The 12948-nt window shown below is 58.9% G+C and carries 14 protein-coding genes and 1 pseudogene; 9 read left to right on the plus strand and 6 right to left on the minus strand.

Annotation, left to right across the window (positions count from 1 at the left end; all coding sequences use genetic code 11):
• Positions 1 to 176: 176 nt before the first annotated feature.
• On the minus strand, positions 177 to 398 hold the full coding sequence (locus ACFPTO_RS17085; RefSeq protein ID WP_377713006.1) for a hypothetical protein: 222 nt from the start codon (positions 396 to 398) through the stop codon (positions 177 to 179).
• A 197-nt stretch (positions 399 to 595) separates the two neighbouring features.
• On the opposite strand from ACFPTO_RS17085, the gene ACFPTO_RS17090 reads away from it, so the two are divergent.
• The 3 genes and pseudogenes from ACFPTO_RS17090 to ACFPTO_RS17100 all read left to right on the plus strand — a co-directional run.
• A complete protein-coding gene (locus ACFPTO_RS17090) occupies positions 596 to 1339 on the plus strand; it encodes an oxygen-binding di-iron domain-containing protein (RefSeq protein WP_377713008.1) in 744 nt (247 codons plus the stop codon).
• Positions 1340 to 1903: 564 nt separating this feature from the next.
• A complete protein-coding gene (locus tag ACFPTO_RS17095) occupies positions 1904 to 3058 on the plus strand; it encodes a cytochrome P450 (RefSeq protein ID WP_377713010.1) in 1155 nt (384 codons plus the stop codon).
• Positions 3059 to 3065: 7 nt separating this feature from the next.
• Positions 3066 to 3314 (plus strand): annotated as a pseudogene (locus ACFPTO_RS17100) (MarR family winged helix-turn-helix transcriptional regulator); the annotation flags it as partial.
• A 77-nt stretch (positions 3315 to 3391) separates the two neighbouring features.
• Here the strand turns inward: ACFPTO_RS17100 and ACFPTO_RS17105 are convergent.
• The 3 genes from ACFPTO_RS17105 to ACFPTO_RS17115 form a co-directional block, all read right to left on the minus strand.
• Complete coding sequence (locus ACFPTO_RS17105; protein ID WP_377713012.1) at positions 3392 to 4294, minus strand: DMT family transporter; 903 nt, start codon at positions 4292 to 4294, stop codon at positions 3392 to 3394.
• Positions 4295 to 4949: 655 nt separating this feature from the next.
• Positions 4950 to 5636: an MgtC/SapB family protein gene (locus tag ACFPTO_RS17110; protein ID WP_377713333.1), complete on the minus strand. Its 687-nt coding sequence runs from the start codon at positions 5634 to 5636 to the stop codon at positions 4950 to 4952.
• Between the two features lie 92 nt (positions 5637 to 5728).
• Complete coding sequence (locus ACFPTO_RS17115; protein WP_377713014.1) at positions 5729 to 6280, minus strand: NUDIX hydrolase; 552 nt, start codon at positions 6278 to 6280, stop codon at positions 5729 to 5731.
• 866 nt (positions 6281 to 7146) lie between these two features.
• On the opposite strand from ACFPTO_RS17115, the gene phaP reads away from it, so the two are divergent.
• The 3 genes from phaP to ACFPTO_RS17130 all read left to right on the plus strand — a co-directional run bounded on the left by phaP (position 7147) and on the right by ACFPTO_RS17130 (position 8888).
• Complete coding sequence (phaP, locus tag ACFPTO_RS17120) at positions 7147 to 7671, plus strand: TIGR01841 family phasin (RefSeq protein ID WP_377713016.1); 525 nt, start codon at positions 7147 to 7149, stop codon at positions 7669 to 7671.
• A gap of 250 nt (positions 7672 to 7921) precedes the next feature.
• Positions 7922 to 8665: an acetoacetyl-CoA reductase gene (gene phbB, locus ACFPTO_RS17125; RefSeq protein WP_377713018.1), complete on the plus strand. Its 744-nt coding sequence runs from the start codon at positions 7922 to 7924 to the stop codon at positions 8663 to 8665.
• Positions 8666 to 8756: 91 nt separating this feature from the next.
• On the plus strand, positions 8757 to 8888 hold the full coding sequence (locus ACFPTO_RS17130) for a hypothetical protein (RefSeq protein WP_377713020.1): 132 nt from the start codon (positions 8757 to 8759) through the stop codon (positions 8886 to 8888).
• A gap of 223 nt (positions 8889 to 9111) precedes the next feature.
• On the opposite strand, the gene ACFPTO_RS17135 is transcribed toward ACFPTO_RS17130, so the two are convergent.
• The gene (locus tag ACFPTO_RS17135) at positions 9112 to 9324 is read right to left on the minus strand and encodes a hypothetical protein (RefSeq protein ID WP_377713022.1); all 213 of its coding nucleotides are present in this window, start codon (positions 9322 to 9324) and stop codon (positions 9112 to 9114) included.
• Positions 9325 to 9340: 16 nt separating this feature from the next.
• On the opposite strand from ACFPTO_RS17135, the gene ACFPTO_RS17140 reads away from it, so the two are divergent.
• The 3 genes from ACFPTO_RS17140 (at position 9341) to ACFPTO_RS17150 (ending at position 11841) form a co-directional block, all read left to right on the plus strand.
• Positions 9341 to 9757 carry a L,D-transpeptidase family protein gene (locus ACFPTO_RS17140; protein ID WP_377713024.1) on the plus strand — a complete coding sequence of 139 codons (417 nt, stop codon included), beginning with the start codon at positions 9341 to 9343 and terminating at the stop codon, positions 9755 to 9757.
• A gap of 177 nt (positions 9758 to 9934) precedes the next feature.
• Positions 9935 to 10114, plus strand: a complete 180-nt coding sequence (locus ACFPTO_RS17145; protein WP_377713026.1) for a hypothetical protein — start codon at positions 9935 to 9937, stop codon at positions 10112 to 10114.
• A gap of 500 nt (positions 10115 to 10614) precedes the next feature.
• Positions 10615 to 11841 (plus strand): YeeE/YedE family protein, encoded by a 1227-nt coding sequence (locus ACFPTO_RS17150; RefSeq protein ID WP_377713028.1) that lies wholly within the window; start codon positions 10615 to 10617, stop codon positions 11839 to 11841.
• Between the two features lie 57 nt (positions 11842 to 11898).
• Here the strand turns inward: ACFPTO_RS17150 and ACFPTO_RS17155 are convergent, their stop codons facing one another.
• The gene (locus ACFPTO_RS17155; RefSeq protein WP_377713030.1) at positions 11899 to 12831 is read right to left on the minus strand and encodes a DMT family transporter; all 933 of its coding nucleotides are present in this window, start codon (positions 12829 to 12831) and stop codon (positions 11899 to 11901) included.
• Between the last annotated feature and the right edge of the window lie 117 nt (positions 12832 to 12948).

Below are 12948 nucleotides of genomic sequence, written 5' to 3' on the forward strand. Positions count from 1 at the left end.
TATTTTCTTTGAGTGCCAGTGACATTTCAATATCCATTGATGACATGGAATCTGTCGCACTCCAGAATATAGGAACTGGATTTCAACAGGCAGCCCGCGCAAGTCGGCCAGGGATGCTTCAGGCATTGCTCGCGCGGACTGCTCCGATGAGGATCCGTGTCGCGGAAACGATCGAATTATTGACCGGCGACTGGCGCGCGCGCCACCACGTTACCTGCATTGCTGTGCCACTGCGACCGGATCTTTGCGATTACCGGAATCGGCAGCGGACTATAGTCGAGCGCCTCACTGCTCGATTGACCATGCAGCAGCGCCCAGTTGAAGAACTTTGGCGTTTCCTCGGTGTGGCGCGCATCGCCGGGCCTTGCCCGCACAATTGCATAAGTCGCCCCGATCACGGGCCATGCGTCCTTCCCGGGCTGATTGATCAGGAACTGATCTGTGATAGTCGGCGCGCACGGATCCCGCGTTTCCGGGCGCTACCTGAAAACGCCGGCATTACGCGCGAAGCGCCACAATAGCGGTTACCGGACATCGGCACCCGGCCGATCCAATCGGGCCGGACCACGTCAGTTGCGCAAAAAGGGAGAACACCATGATGACCCTATCCCTTCCAGGCGGTACGACAATCGACGAGATTGCAGACCGCATCTATCGCATTGCCACGCCAGTCGAGCTTCCTGGCGGCACCGGATTCTCGTTCAATCAGTACCTGATCGACGACGACGCGCCGCTGCTGTTTCATACCGGCCTGCGCGCACTGTTTCCGGTTGTAGCGGAAGCAGTCGGGCGGATCATGCCTGTCGATCGCTTGCGCTATATCGGCTTTTCGCATTTCGAAGCCGACGAATGCGGCGCACTCAATGAGTTTCTCGCTGTCGCGCCGCAGGCTGAACCACTGTGCGGCCAGATCGCAGCCATGGTCTCGGTGGGCGATTTTGCCAACCGGCCGCCCCGCGCGCTTAACGACGACGAAACGGTCTCGCTCGGTCAGCACAGCGTGCGCTGGCTCGATACGCCACATCTGCCGCATGCGTGGGAATGCGGGCTCCTCATGGAGACCAGGTCGGCAACGCTGCTCTGCAGCGACTTGTTTACCCAGAGCGGTTCGCATCATCCGCCGCTGACCGAGGACGATATTCTCGAACCCAGCGAGGCATTCCGTCACAAGATGGACTACTTCTCACACACGAGAAATGCGCGCGCCATGCTGGAACGCCTCGCTGAATTACAGCCTGCGACGCTCGCCTGCATGCACGGCAGCGCCTGGCGCGGCGATGGTGCGGTCTTGTTGCGCGCGCTCGCCGATAGCGTTGAACACGGCCAGCCTTCGGCCTGAAGTGGCGCTTTATGGTGCGGCGTAGACCGCGTCGACATCGAAAGCATCGGCGCTTTCCATGAAGAGGTCGCGATGGAAAAGGTACCTGACTGGTTTCAGCAATTGCGTTGCGCCGGGCAGAACCACGCCATATATCACGCTATGACATATCCTTGGTGGCAGTAGGGTGTCTCCGCTCAGACATAGTGCAACCGTGTATGCTGAACTCTGTAAGCCCCGTTATCTTTTTTGACATTCTCATCTCACCAAAAGTAACGTTCGGGGAGACAGGCGTCAGCCTTCTCCCCATTTTTCTTTGCCAACGGGTACCGCCTATTGAGGCTGACGCAGCCTGAAGTGAACAAACAGACTCGCTGCGCAGCAAGGGCTCAGGATTGTTTCTCGCCCCAAGGCGCCTGTGTTACCCCGGCGCGCGACTTCCGGCCACTGAGATTACTTCAGCAACCCTGCTTGCATTAAGCGGGCGCTTCAAAATGTACCCCAGGGATTGTCAGGCAAAGTCTGCACAACACGCTGCCAGAGCGCCGGATCAATTCGGTATTTGCTATAGATTGCTGAGGAATCGTGGTTGAAAAACAAAACCCGGATTGGGATCCAAGGTCCGACGCCGTGCTTGAGGACCAGATTGCTGCCTATGACGATATGCGGCGCCGCTGTCCGGTCGCGCACAGCACGTATCTGAACTGGTCGTTTTTCAAGCATCGGGATGTGATGCGTGCCCTGCACGAGCACGAGACGTTCAGCAACGCCGTATCCAGCCACCCCTCAGTGCCGAATGGCATGGATCCGCCCGAGCACGATTTATACCGGCGAATAATCGAGCCGTATTTCAGCGCGGCGCGTATGCAGGCGTTTGAGCCGATATGCCAAAAGATTGCAATTACGTTGGTGGAGAGTCTTCCGCAATCCGGCGAGGTGGAGTTCATGTCCGCAATTGCCGAAGACTTTGCATTACAGGTTCAGTCGGCTTTTATGGGTTGGCCCACTGATTTGCACGAGCCGCTTCGCCGCTGGACGCGCAAGAATCACGAGGCGACGTTGGCGCGGGATAGAGCGGCACTTGAGGATGTCGCCTATGAATTTGACGGCTATATCAAAGCACTGCTGGCAGATCGTCGTTCCGCCGGCATAAATGCGCCGGACGACGTCACAACCAGCCTGTTGCGAGAACAAGTAGGCGATCGTCTTATCAACGACGATGAAATCGTCAGCATTTTGCGCAACTGGACGGTGGGGGAGTTAAGCACAATCTCTGCCAGCGTCGGCATTCTGGCGCAGTATTTAGCCGAGCGCCCCGCTCTCCAGCAGGAATTGCGGGAAAATCCTTCGCTGCTGCCTGCTGCGATTGATGAGATTCTGCGCATTCATGCGCCGCTTGTCTCCAATCGCCGGGTGACGACCCGCGCAGTGGAAATCAGCGGCCAACAACTGCCTGCCGGCGCACGCGTCACGCTGATGTGGGCTTCGGCCAACCGTGACGAAGCGGTGTTCGGCGATCCCGATGAGTTCCGTCTGGATCGCGATCCGGCGAATAATCTCCTGTACGGGGCGGGCATTCATGTTTGCCCAGGTGCACCGTTGGCCAGGCTGGAGCTACGGCTTATCACGGAAGAACTTCTCAAGCGCAGCCGGATCGAGCTGGTACCGGACAATCGGCCGGTAAAGGCCGTTTATCCCGCCAGTGGATTTTCCACGCTTCCGCTAAGGATTCGGCGCTGAACGGTGTTTGTGCACGAATGGGCACCTCGAGCTACGCACTTTCTCCCGCAAACTGGTTCGCGAACCAGGCTTCATGCGCGCAGCCCTTGCGGATAGTGATCTGGCGCCTTCGGCGGTTCACGCCGTCCTCGAAATCGGCGTGCCGCCGGGCATCGGCGCGAAGCACCTCGGCAACATCCTGCCGCTGGACAAATCGAACACGAGCCGACACGTTTCGCGGCTCCAAGCAGCCGGAATCGTGGAGCGCCGCGTCTCGATCGGGTTGCCATCGACAACCAGCAAATTTCTTCAAGCCGCTGTTCAAGCGCCGCCAAAGTCTGAATTCGTCAGCAACTATTGTCCTGGCTTGCTGCCTTGATCGGAAAGCGGCGTCGCGCTTTTGCTTTGCGTGCGGCTCACCAGCGCCATGGCAATCCCGCCCAGAATCGCAGCGGACGCGACCACAAGGCGCAAAGTAATGACCTCGGACAATAACGGCACGGCGGCAAAAGCGGCTATCGGCGGCACTGACAACTGCACCGTCGCGGCGCGCATCGCGGACAGCCCTTTCAGCGCCGCATACCACAGCACGTAGCCGATGCCCGACGTCACCGCACCCGATGTGATCGCCAGCGCGATGCCAGCGGGAGCAGCGTGAAAGCGGTTATGAAACAAAAGACTCAAAACGAGCGCCATGGGAGCCGCCCGGAGGAAATTACCCGCCGTGGCCGCAAGTGGATTCGCGATGCCGCGCCCGCGCAGCGAATACACGCCCCAGGACACACCTGCCACGCTCATCAGCAAGGCACCCAACGGCGTTGGCGCGGTGATGCCAGGCGACACCAGATAGATGAGCCCCGCAAGTGCCAGCGCGAGCCCAAGCCACGCGCGCGGCGCGAATTGTTCGCCTGCGCGCAGGCCGGCGCCGAACATCGTCAACTGGACGGCGCCGAACAGAATCAATGCGCCAGTGCTCGCACTCACTGTTAGATACGCGAACGAGAAGAACGCGACATACGAAAACAGCATCGTTGCCGCGATCCAGTCCGCACTCGCTCGCGGCGCTTTAGTCCTACCCGAGCGCGTGAGCACCATGAGCATTGCCGCACCCGAGACCAGCCGGATACTGGAAAAGCTCGCCGCGTCGATACTGGCATGCTGCAAGGCCAGACGGCACAGCAGCGAGTTGGAAGCGAAAGCGACCATCGTGGCGCTCGTGAGCAGCACGGTGCGTGCAGCGGGCTGACTTTGGTCCATATCCGCACCCACGGGTTCGAAGAGGCCTCAGGTATGGCTGGCCATGAGCAGCGCCGCCCAAATCAGCATTACGACGCAGCGCAGCACCAGCGCGTAGCGCACTGCGTGCTAAAGCGGCGAGCCGCCTCGACGGGCTCGGCACAAAACGGTGTGCCGGGTACCGGCAGGAAGATGTGTCGATTACACGCGGTGCCGGGCAAGTTCGACTCAGCCTCCGCGTACGGAAGCGCGTGCGGTGCGGTCGTTAACGCCGTGGCCCCGATCAGGTGTCAGCCACTCGGGAAATGATGGCGTGAAGTGGAAAATGCGCGCAGCCGTATGGATCACAAGCAGGCTCTGTCACCCTGCAATGTGGAAACGGCGTGTCGCCTTTAATTCTAGAAAACCGCAAAGGGTATGCAAGGCTATTCCGCGCGCTCGCCCGCCCCGCCTGATTCCGGGGCGATCGGCGCACTCTTCGCCACAAGCCAGGATTGTTCAGACCGAACGACACGTGGCAAATCTGCGCAACCGCCGACGGGTACGTAGTTGTCTATCCGATACAGACACTCGCATCCGATCCCCGCGTATGTGCGTATGTGCGCTACGTGCTACGGCCGCCGACTCACATGAGTCTCCACGGCAAAACCGTTGTGTTCGCAATTTATCCGCAGTCTCACTGCGTTCCATCATCGTGCCGGCAGACGCGCACGCCATCCATTTTCTCGAGCCGCGCGCAGATGGCCAGGAACTCGCTTTCGCTCACGCGCGACAGTGCGATTTGCACGTCGTCGAGTTCCGGATCGTCTTCGGATTGCTGGACGATAAACTGCTTGACCCGCACGCTCCCCGAACCGAGCGTGTGATGCACGGTGTCCAGAGACACGCTTCCGCGTTCGACCAGCAACTGTACGTTGCGCTGTTGCCGGACGGAAATGAAGCGGCGTTCAAGCGGCTTCAGGCCCGCGAGAATTGCCAGGATGATGACGGTTGCACCGATGGCGGCGGTGTACATTCCGCCACCGACAGCAAGGCCGACGCCCGCGACGGACCACAGGCTGGCTGCCGTGGTCAATCCCCGCACGACTTCGCCCCGAAGCAGGATTGACCCTGCCCCGAGGAAGCCAATTCCCGATACGACCTGAGCCGCAACGCGTGATGGATCGAGCGCGACGTTCTTTTCGCCCAGCACATCGGCAAAGCCGTATGCCGACACCAGCATCATCAGGCAGGCCCCGACGCTCACCAGCATGTGCGTGCGCAAACCCGCAGCCCAGTTCAGTCTTTCACGCTCGAAGCCGACTACGCTGCCCAGCACCGCGGCCATGAGCAGGCGCTCCAGAATTTCAAAGTTTCCTATCATGGTCTCGGCCCCATCTTCCCGGTCCAATTAGTCAGCCAAATCGGATAGCTGCGATCCTGGAGCAAGGCACCGGACGCGGACGATCGCAGCGTCTAGATTGTGGCGTCTTTATGACCAAAAATGAGATTCACGATTTCGCGCGTCGGCACACTGGTGAGAAGCGTGGCCACCTTGCCGGGCCGAAACCATCGACATGCGAGGATTTCGTTGCTCGGCTGAGGTCGGACGTCCCGTGGCAGGACCGTGTAGAAGACGTGATGCCGCTTGTTCAACCCGCCAAACTGGAACAGATATCCGAATTCGCACTCCGAAAGGGTCGTTTCCTCGCTCAGTTCGCGCTTCGCGGCATCAATCGGAGATTCGTCACGCCGAATCGTTCCACCGGGCAACGCCCACCGCGATCGTCCCCGTTCGACGAGAAGGATTCGGCCTTGCCGCCAGCACACAACGGTCGCTCTTTCTTTCATATTCGCTAGTTCGGACACGATGCCCCAGTTTTCGGAGTGAATCGAAAAATTGGACGGTTTGAAAGCCTCTGGTAACAAGACAGGTGAATGACGAGTATGAAGCAACGTTTGGGCCCGGCGCGCGACTTTCTCGTAACAATTTCCCGGGCACCGCATTTGACGGGGAGCAAAAGACATGAGAGCCCACGTGCTCTCGCTCCCGACTCGCACGCAACCAATCATTCTCCAGATGGCTTCACCGAAATTGCTTGCGCGGGCTCCGATCCCCTGGCCTGCTTTACTTTCACTTCGTCTGGTGGCTGTGACACGTGCGAAACGGACGGCGTACAGCTTTCGTTCACATGCGATCTATGTTTTGGGCATACCGATCGTTGCGGGAGAGAGGCGCAGCATCCAGATCAAAACTGATCTGAAGTCGTTCTCACAAGACGTTGACAAGTTGACATTTGATGTGTGACCGGAGTTGTCGCCCGCGCGGCACTTCATGCCCTTTGCATTGACACATTCACTTATGATTGACCAAAGTCGATCCACGCGTTGGGGTGTGACACGAAAGAGTCACTGGCCCGGACTTTCAATTTCTTGTTCGAATATTCAAAGTGGTCAGACAATAACGGCGACAGCGCGCCCACGGCACGGTAAGTAAATGTAACCACCTCAGAATTCAGTAGCGTTATTTAACATTTGCTGGTTAGAATAAAAATTCTAACTCATTATTTATGTAGTTGCATAAATCGAAGTTTCAGTAGCGGAAGATGCTGCGCCAGCTTCGCGGCCGATCATCCAGCCACGGCGCATAAGCGCGCCAGTCGCGATTCTGAAATCAGTGCCGCGCAAGATTTCACGTGTCGCAGACCAAGTGAGGAAGTTCCGATTCCGGTCGATTCGTCTCTCACCTAATTGGTCATACTAATAATAACTTTGAAAGTAAATTCCGCACCAAGAGCAATCTGAAAACCACAGGCGTGTGCGATCCATCGGATCGGGTGGTCGCCACCAACATTCCCGGAGAGGAAATCAACGTGTTTTCGTCTGAAGACCTGATGCAATTCTATCGAGCGAATACTTCGCTCTTCATTTCACTGGCTTGCGAGGCGTCTGATGGGGTGCAAAAGCTCGCGGAACTGAATCTGCAGGCCGCACACTCCGTGTTGGCGGATAGCGTTGCACGTCTGCGGGAAATGCAGTCCGACGCCGCAACCGTGGATTGGCCGGGTTCGCCGTTGTGCCTCGCCCAGTCCGCTATTGCGAAATCGCTCTCATATCAGTTGCATGCCTATGACATCGCAATCGCGACCGAAAGCGCCGCTGCGAAGATCATCGACGCGCACTACGACCAGTTCACCCGCGACTTGCTAGCCCGTGTTGAAAGCTGGGCAAAGCAAACGCCAACGGGCTCAGAAACCGCTTTCATCACCGTGCAATCGGCGTTTTCGACGGCGAGCAACGCGGCGGAAACGATGCGCAAATCGGTCCGTAGTGTCGTGGAAGGCATGCAGGCCAATGTTTCCGCGATGATTGCGGGAGCCAGCAGCACAGTTGCGTCGCACTCGGACACGCGCGCCTGAGAACGGCGGACATCTGGAATTTTTAACGGTGCGCCTACGCGGCAGCATGTCGTAGTTCGTCGGCGCACCGGGCTCTACTCGCGCAATACCACAAGACTACAAAAACCCGCGCGGCTCAATCGAAGCTGTACCCATTGCCTCCCAAAACGCGGCGGCCGGCGACACTTTGTGCTAACGCAATGACGGGTGATACGAGGTGGCCAATGGGTATTCATGAACCTCTCAGTTATTAATTTCACGGATGGAAACTATGACGAAACGCACTGTTGTTGTGACGGGCGGCATGGGCGGTCTTGGAGAAGCGATCAGCACGAAACTTCACGACGCTGGCTATGCCGTTGTGGTGACACACTCGCCGAACAACACCGGCGTAGCCGACTGGCTGGCGAGCATGGAAAAGTCCGGTCGGAATTTTCGCGCTTACCCGGTTGATGTTTCCGACTACGACTCATGCCAGCGCTGTGTGGCCAGCATTCAGGCCGAAGTCGGTCCAGTCGACATTCTGGTGAACAACGCCGGGATCACGAAGGACATGACGCTCAAGAAGATGGACAAGGTCAACTGGGACGCGGTCATTCGCACCAATCTCGACTCGGTGTTCAACATGACCAAGCCGCTATGTGAAGACATGGTCACACGCGGTTGGGGAAGAATCGTCAATATCTCGTCGGTCAACGGTTCCAAAGGCTCTATTGGCCAGACCAATTACGCCGCGGCCAAGGCCGGCATGCACGGCTTCACGAAGTCGCTGGCGCTCGAGGTCGCGCGCAAAGGCGTGACCGTCAACACGATTTCGCCGGGCTACCTGGCGACAAAAATGGTTACGGCAATTCCGCAGGAGATCCTCGATTCGAAGATCCTGCCGCAGATTCCGATGGGGCGTCTCGGCAAGCCGGAAGAAGTGGCATCGCTCGTCCTCTATCTGTGCTCGGACGATGCTGGCTTCGTGACCGGCTCCAATATCGCGATCAATGGCGGGCAGCACATGCAGTAACACGATGCGCGCGTCCGTTTCGTGCGGGGGACGCAATGCGAACCCGCATGATCTATTCGCTTCCCCTGTGGTTCCGTGAGAGGAATGAGTCATGAGTGAGACCTGGTTGGGTCTGATCATCGGAGGTTCGGCCCTTGGTATCGGATTTTTCATGGTGATTGTTCATTATCACCATGAGCGGATACGGGCAGGAATGCTACGCAATCTCAATCATTACAAGTAGTGGCACCCAACGCGCGCGCTATTGGCCGCACTGCCTGTGCGGCCAATAGCGCGAACACAGCTGCGAAAGCGGTGGTGAATGACACCAGACATTGCCGCACTATTAACGTCCACAGGGCACCACATCACCATTCGAGCACTGAGCGGCGGCCTGCGCGTCGCCGCAGTCCGGCTCGTTTAACCGCGACACACCTTACGCCAGTACCGCCGCACACGCTTTTCCGCTAACAGCACATGCGGGGATTTTCACTTGTGCGCCAGCGGAATGCCGCCTGGCCAGATTTAAGACGTTCGACATCATCGCGCAGATCGTCGACAATCATCGGCAGGAAGTCGACATCCTTCACGCGATGGCGATCCGCGTTCCCGAAGCTGAAAAATCCAATGGCAATTCCGCGACTCGTTGCAAACCTCTCCAGACAAACGTTGACGTTCATACGGGAAGGAGAAACCGTGCGGACCTATCCGGTCTCGACAGCGAAAAACGGCGCTGGCGAACAAATGGGAAGCGGTTGCACGCCTCGCGGCCAGCATGTCGTCAGGATAAAGATCGGTGCCTCCTGTCCAGTCGGCACCGTTTTTGTCGGCCGTAGAGCAACGGGTGAAATCTACTCGACCGAACTCGCGGATCAGTTCCCGGAACGCGACTGGATATTGACCCGCATCCTCTGGCTACGCGGCTGCGAACACGGAAAAAACCGCTTAGGTGAAGTAGATACGATGCGACGTTATATCTACATTCACGGTTGCCCCGACACTGAACCGATGGGCGTGCCGGCTTCTCACGGTTGCATAAGAATGCGCAACACGGACATCGTGGAGCTATTCGATCTGGTCGAGTCAGGAACACCCGTTTTCATCGAACCATAAAGTGCAATGTAGCCGCCGTATCGGGCAACCGTCCGGACAAACGATCACTCGACAGGCGGACCTGGATTGCTGACAATCTGCCCATAGCCACATCGATCACAGTCGCTCACATCAGCTTTCGCTTAAAAATAGTCAGATATCGTCGCGTACGGAAGAACTACTCCAAGGGAGACGGCAATGCTGAAGGCTATTTTGGAAGGTTCGAAGATCCTTGCACTCGTGGCACTGCTTGTGGGTGCCGTAACGTTCAATTACCACCCCGAAGGCAAACGTTATCAGACCTGCGACGAGAATTCCGGCGGGCTGTACTGCGGGCTTCAACACACGTGGGACACGTTAAGAGGGCTTTTCGGTTGATCGGAACCGGCGTCAGGTCTCCTCGTTCGCGGGGCGGAAGAAAGGCGCGGACGCTGCCGTTCGTGACCTGGCCTGAGCGCTTCGGTCAAATCTGAAGCACCGCTCCGTGTCGGTCGGAGACTCCCGTCATCGCCAATCCAGAAGAGCTGTCTTTCGCCTTGTCAGCACCGCTAACCTTGTCGTTTTCCTGCAAAAAATAATGCGATTTCAAGGCAGATTTGAAATATCGCTATTACACAGGGTTATTAAACAATCGGCATCAACCGGCATCGATTCCTGCAAAGCCCCGCACGGCGGGCCTCTCGGGCTAACGACACAGCGTGCGCCCGGCCCTGCCATCGAGCAGCGCTGACCGTGGCGGGCCGTGGGCGCACCGCGTCATTTCTATATACTCGGCAGCTTTCCTTCAACGAGTTTTCGCGACCTTTCGTCCACACTGCGAACGCCCGCTTCACCGGCGTGCCGCCCTTGCGAAACAAGCGCGTCCGACCCCGTTCATCATGTCCGATCTGTCCACGTCGTTCGGCGGCACGCCCCGCCGCCTCGCCAACATCAATCCGAAGCCGCTCTCCATTGCGCTCGCGCTCGTCGTGCTCGGCGCGATCTATCTCGCGCAGACAGTCAGCGTGAAGCAGGCCGCACTGTACGTCCTCGGCGCGCTGCTCGGCATCACGCTCTATCACGCCGCGTTCGGCTTCACGTCCGCATGGCGCGTGTTCATTGCCGACGGCCGCGGCGCCGGACTGCGCGCACAGATGCTGATGCTCGCGATCGGCGTGCTGCTGTTTTTCCCGGCGCTTTCCGCCGGTACGCTGTTCGGTCATCCGGTTGTCGGCGAAGTGTCGCCCGTCAGCACATCGGTCATGATCGGCGCGTTCATGTTCGGCATTGGCATGCAACTCGGCGGCGGCTGCGCCTCCGGCACGCTGTTCGCGGTCGGCGGCGGCAGCACGCGGATGATCGTCACGCTGATCGCGTTCGTCATCGGCTCGGTGGTCGGTACTGCGCACATGCCGTTCTGGGCCGCGCTGCCGCATCTCCAGCCGATCTCGCTCGTGAAGACGCTCGGCGTCGGCCCGGCAATCGTGCTGAACCTCGTGGTTTTCGCAGCAATCGCCGCGCTGACCGTGCTGATCGAAAAGCGCCGTCACGGCCGCCTCGTGAATGACGTTGAGCGCGCACCGAACGCGTCGCCGTGGCTGCATGGCCCGTGGCCGGTCCTTGCCGGCGCTGTCGTGCTTGCGGTCCTCAACTTCGTGACGCTCGCCATTTCGGGCCATCCGTGGGGTATCACGTCGGCGTTCGCGTTGTGGGGCGCCAAGGCGTTCTCCGCAATCGGCATCGACGTCGCAAGCTGGCATGCGTGGAGCACCGGCCCGAACGCGGCCGCCCTCGCCGCCCCGATCAGCCACGACGTGAAGTCGGTGATGGACATCGGCATCGTGATCGGCGCGATGGTTGCCGCTTCGCTCGCCGGCCGCTATGCGCCCGTGTGGCGTCTGCCGCGGCGCTCGCTGATCGCCGCAATCGTCGGCGGACTGCTGCTCGGCTACGGCGCACGCCTCGCGTACGGCTGCAATATCGGCGCGTACTTCAGCGGCATCGCGTCGGGCAGCCTGCACGGCTGGCTGTGGCTCGTCTCGGCATTTGCCGGCAACGTGATCGGCACGAAGCTGCGTCCGGCGTTCGGTCTCGCAGTCGAGCGCGTGAAGCAAACGGGCTGCTGATCAGAGCGGTTTCGGCCATGAGCCGCCGCGCGATGCGCGGCTCTCGGCGCTTTTCCCTTAGATGGCTAACCGTTTCGGCTCTTCAAAATCCGGAACGACATCCCGATCGTGCCGATCCTTTCCTTTAATCGATGCGAGCAGGGATGCAAGGACGATCGACCCACCACCGATGGCCGCAAGCACAGTTACCCGTTCCCCAAGCCATATGCTCGCAAACAAGGCGCCAAAGACAGGCTCGCTGCCCATCAGCAGCGCGACGCGTGTCGGCGTGCTACGGCTGACCGCGTAGTTCTGCACGAAGAATGCGAACAACGTGCAGCCCGCGACCAGATAAATAACGATCATCCAGAAACGCTCATACCCGGCGAATAGAGGCAAGGGCTGCCATTCGGACCTCGCGACGGTCAGAGCGAGCACGGCGCAGCCGAACGACACAACGCCGGATTGCACGGCCGTCATCGCCAGCGGCGAAACGGCGTTGACCTGCATGACACGCTTCGTTGCGCACACATTGATCGCGCGTAACAGCGCGGCAAGCACCACCAACGCATCGCCAGGGGTGAAATCGAATCGGCCGCCGCCGAGCAGAAAGGCGCCCAGCAGAGAAAGCCCGGCTGCCACCCATTCGACGCCGCGCGGCGTACGCCTGAGCCATGCCCATTCGACCAGCGGCGTCATCACCACGCACAGGCTGATCAGAAACGCCGCATTCGACGCGCTCGTTATCCACACGCCGAAAGTTTCAGCCAGAAAAATCCCGAGCAGTACGCACCCGGCGCCGACGATCCTGCCCCACTGAGAACGCGATAATCCGCGCATCGACCACAGGGATGGCGACAACAGCACGAACGTGATGCCGAAGCGCAAGGCGAGAAGGCCCAACACCGGATAGACGAGCAATGCGCTTTTCACCACGGCGTAGCTCGTTCCCCAGATAAAGGCCACAACAAGAAGTAATAAATCGGCAGATGTGCTGAACCGGAAACGCATGACGAGCCTCCCGTAATGAATGGCCCTCATTGTCCGATAGTGCATTGGCAGCGATAATCAGGTCGACTGGAATATCTTTTGTGCATCCAGCGCATAAATAAACCAGGAACGCACGTC

It is taken from the genome of Paraburkholderia denitrificans, assembly GCF_042655705.1.
Classification (GTDB): Bacteria; Pseudomonadota; Gammaproteobacteria; order Burkholderiales; family Burkholderiaceae; genus Paraburkholderia; species Paraburkholderia denitrificans.

Bases quoted from the DNA above. Each gene is read 5' to 3' on its own strand.
- ACFPTO_RS17090 (WP_377713008.1), top strand. From the start codon at position 596: ATGATGACCCTATCCCTTCCAGGCGGTACGACAATCGACGAGATTGCA.
- ACFPTO_RS17105 (WP_377713012.1), bottom strand. From the start codon at position 4,294: ATGGACCAAAGTCAGCCCGCTGCACGCACCGTGCTGCTCACGAGCGCC.
- ACFPTO_RS17110 (WP_377713333.1), bottom strand. From the start codon at position 5,636: ATGATAGGAAACTTTGAAATTCTGGAGCGCCTGCTCATGGCCGCGGTG.
- ACFPTO_RS17115 (WP_377713014.1), bottom strand. From the start codon at position 6,280: ATGTCTTTTGCTCCCCGTCAAATGCGGTGCCCGGGAAATTGTTACGAG.
- phaP (WP_377713016.1), top strand. From the start codon at position 7,147: ATGCAATTCTATCGAGCGAATACTTCGCTCTTCATTTCACTGGCTTGC.
- phbB (WP_377713018.1), top strand. From the start codon at position 7,922: ATGACGAAACGCACTGTTGTTGTGACGGGCGGCATGGGCGGTCTTGGA.
- ACFPTO_RS17130 (WP_377713020.1), top strand. From the start codon at position 8,757: ATGAGTGAGACCTGGTTGGGTCTGATCATCGGAGGTTCGGCCCTTGGT.
- ACFPTO_RS17135 (WP_377713022.1), bottom strand. From the start codon at position 9,324: ATGAACGTCAACGTTTGTCTGGAGAGGTTTGCAACGAGTCGCGGAATT.
- ACFPTO_RS17145 (WP_377713026.1), top strand. From the start codon at position 9,935: ATGCTGAAGGCTATTTTGGAAGGTTCGAAGATCCTTGCACTCGTGGCA.
- ACFPTO_RS17150 (WP_377713028.1), top strand. From the start codon at position 10,615: ATGTCCGATCTGTCCACGTCGTTCGGCGGCACGCCCCGCCGCCTCGCC.
- ACFPTO_RS17155 (WP_377713030.1), bottom strand. From the start codon at position 12,831: ATGCGTTTCCGGTTCAGCACATCTGCCGATTTATTACTTCTTGTTGTG.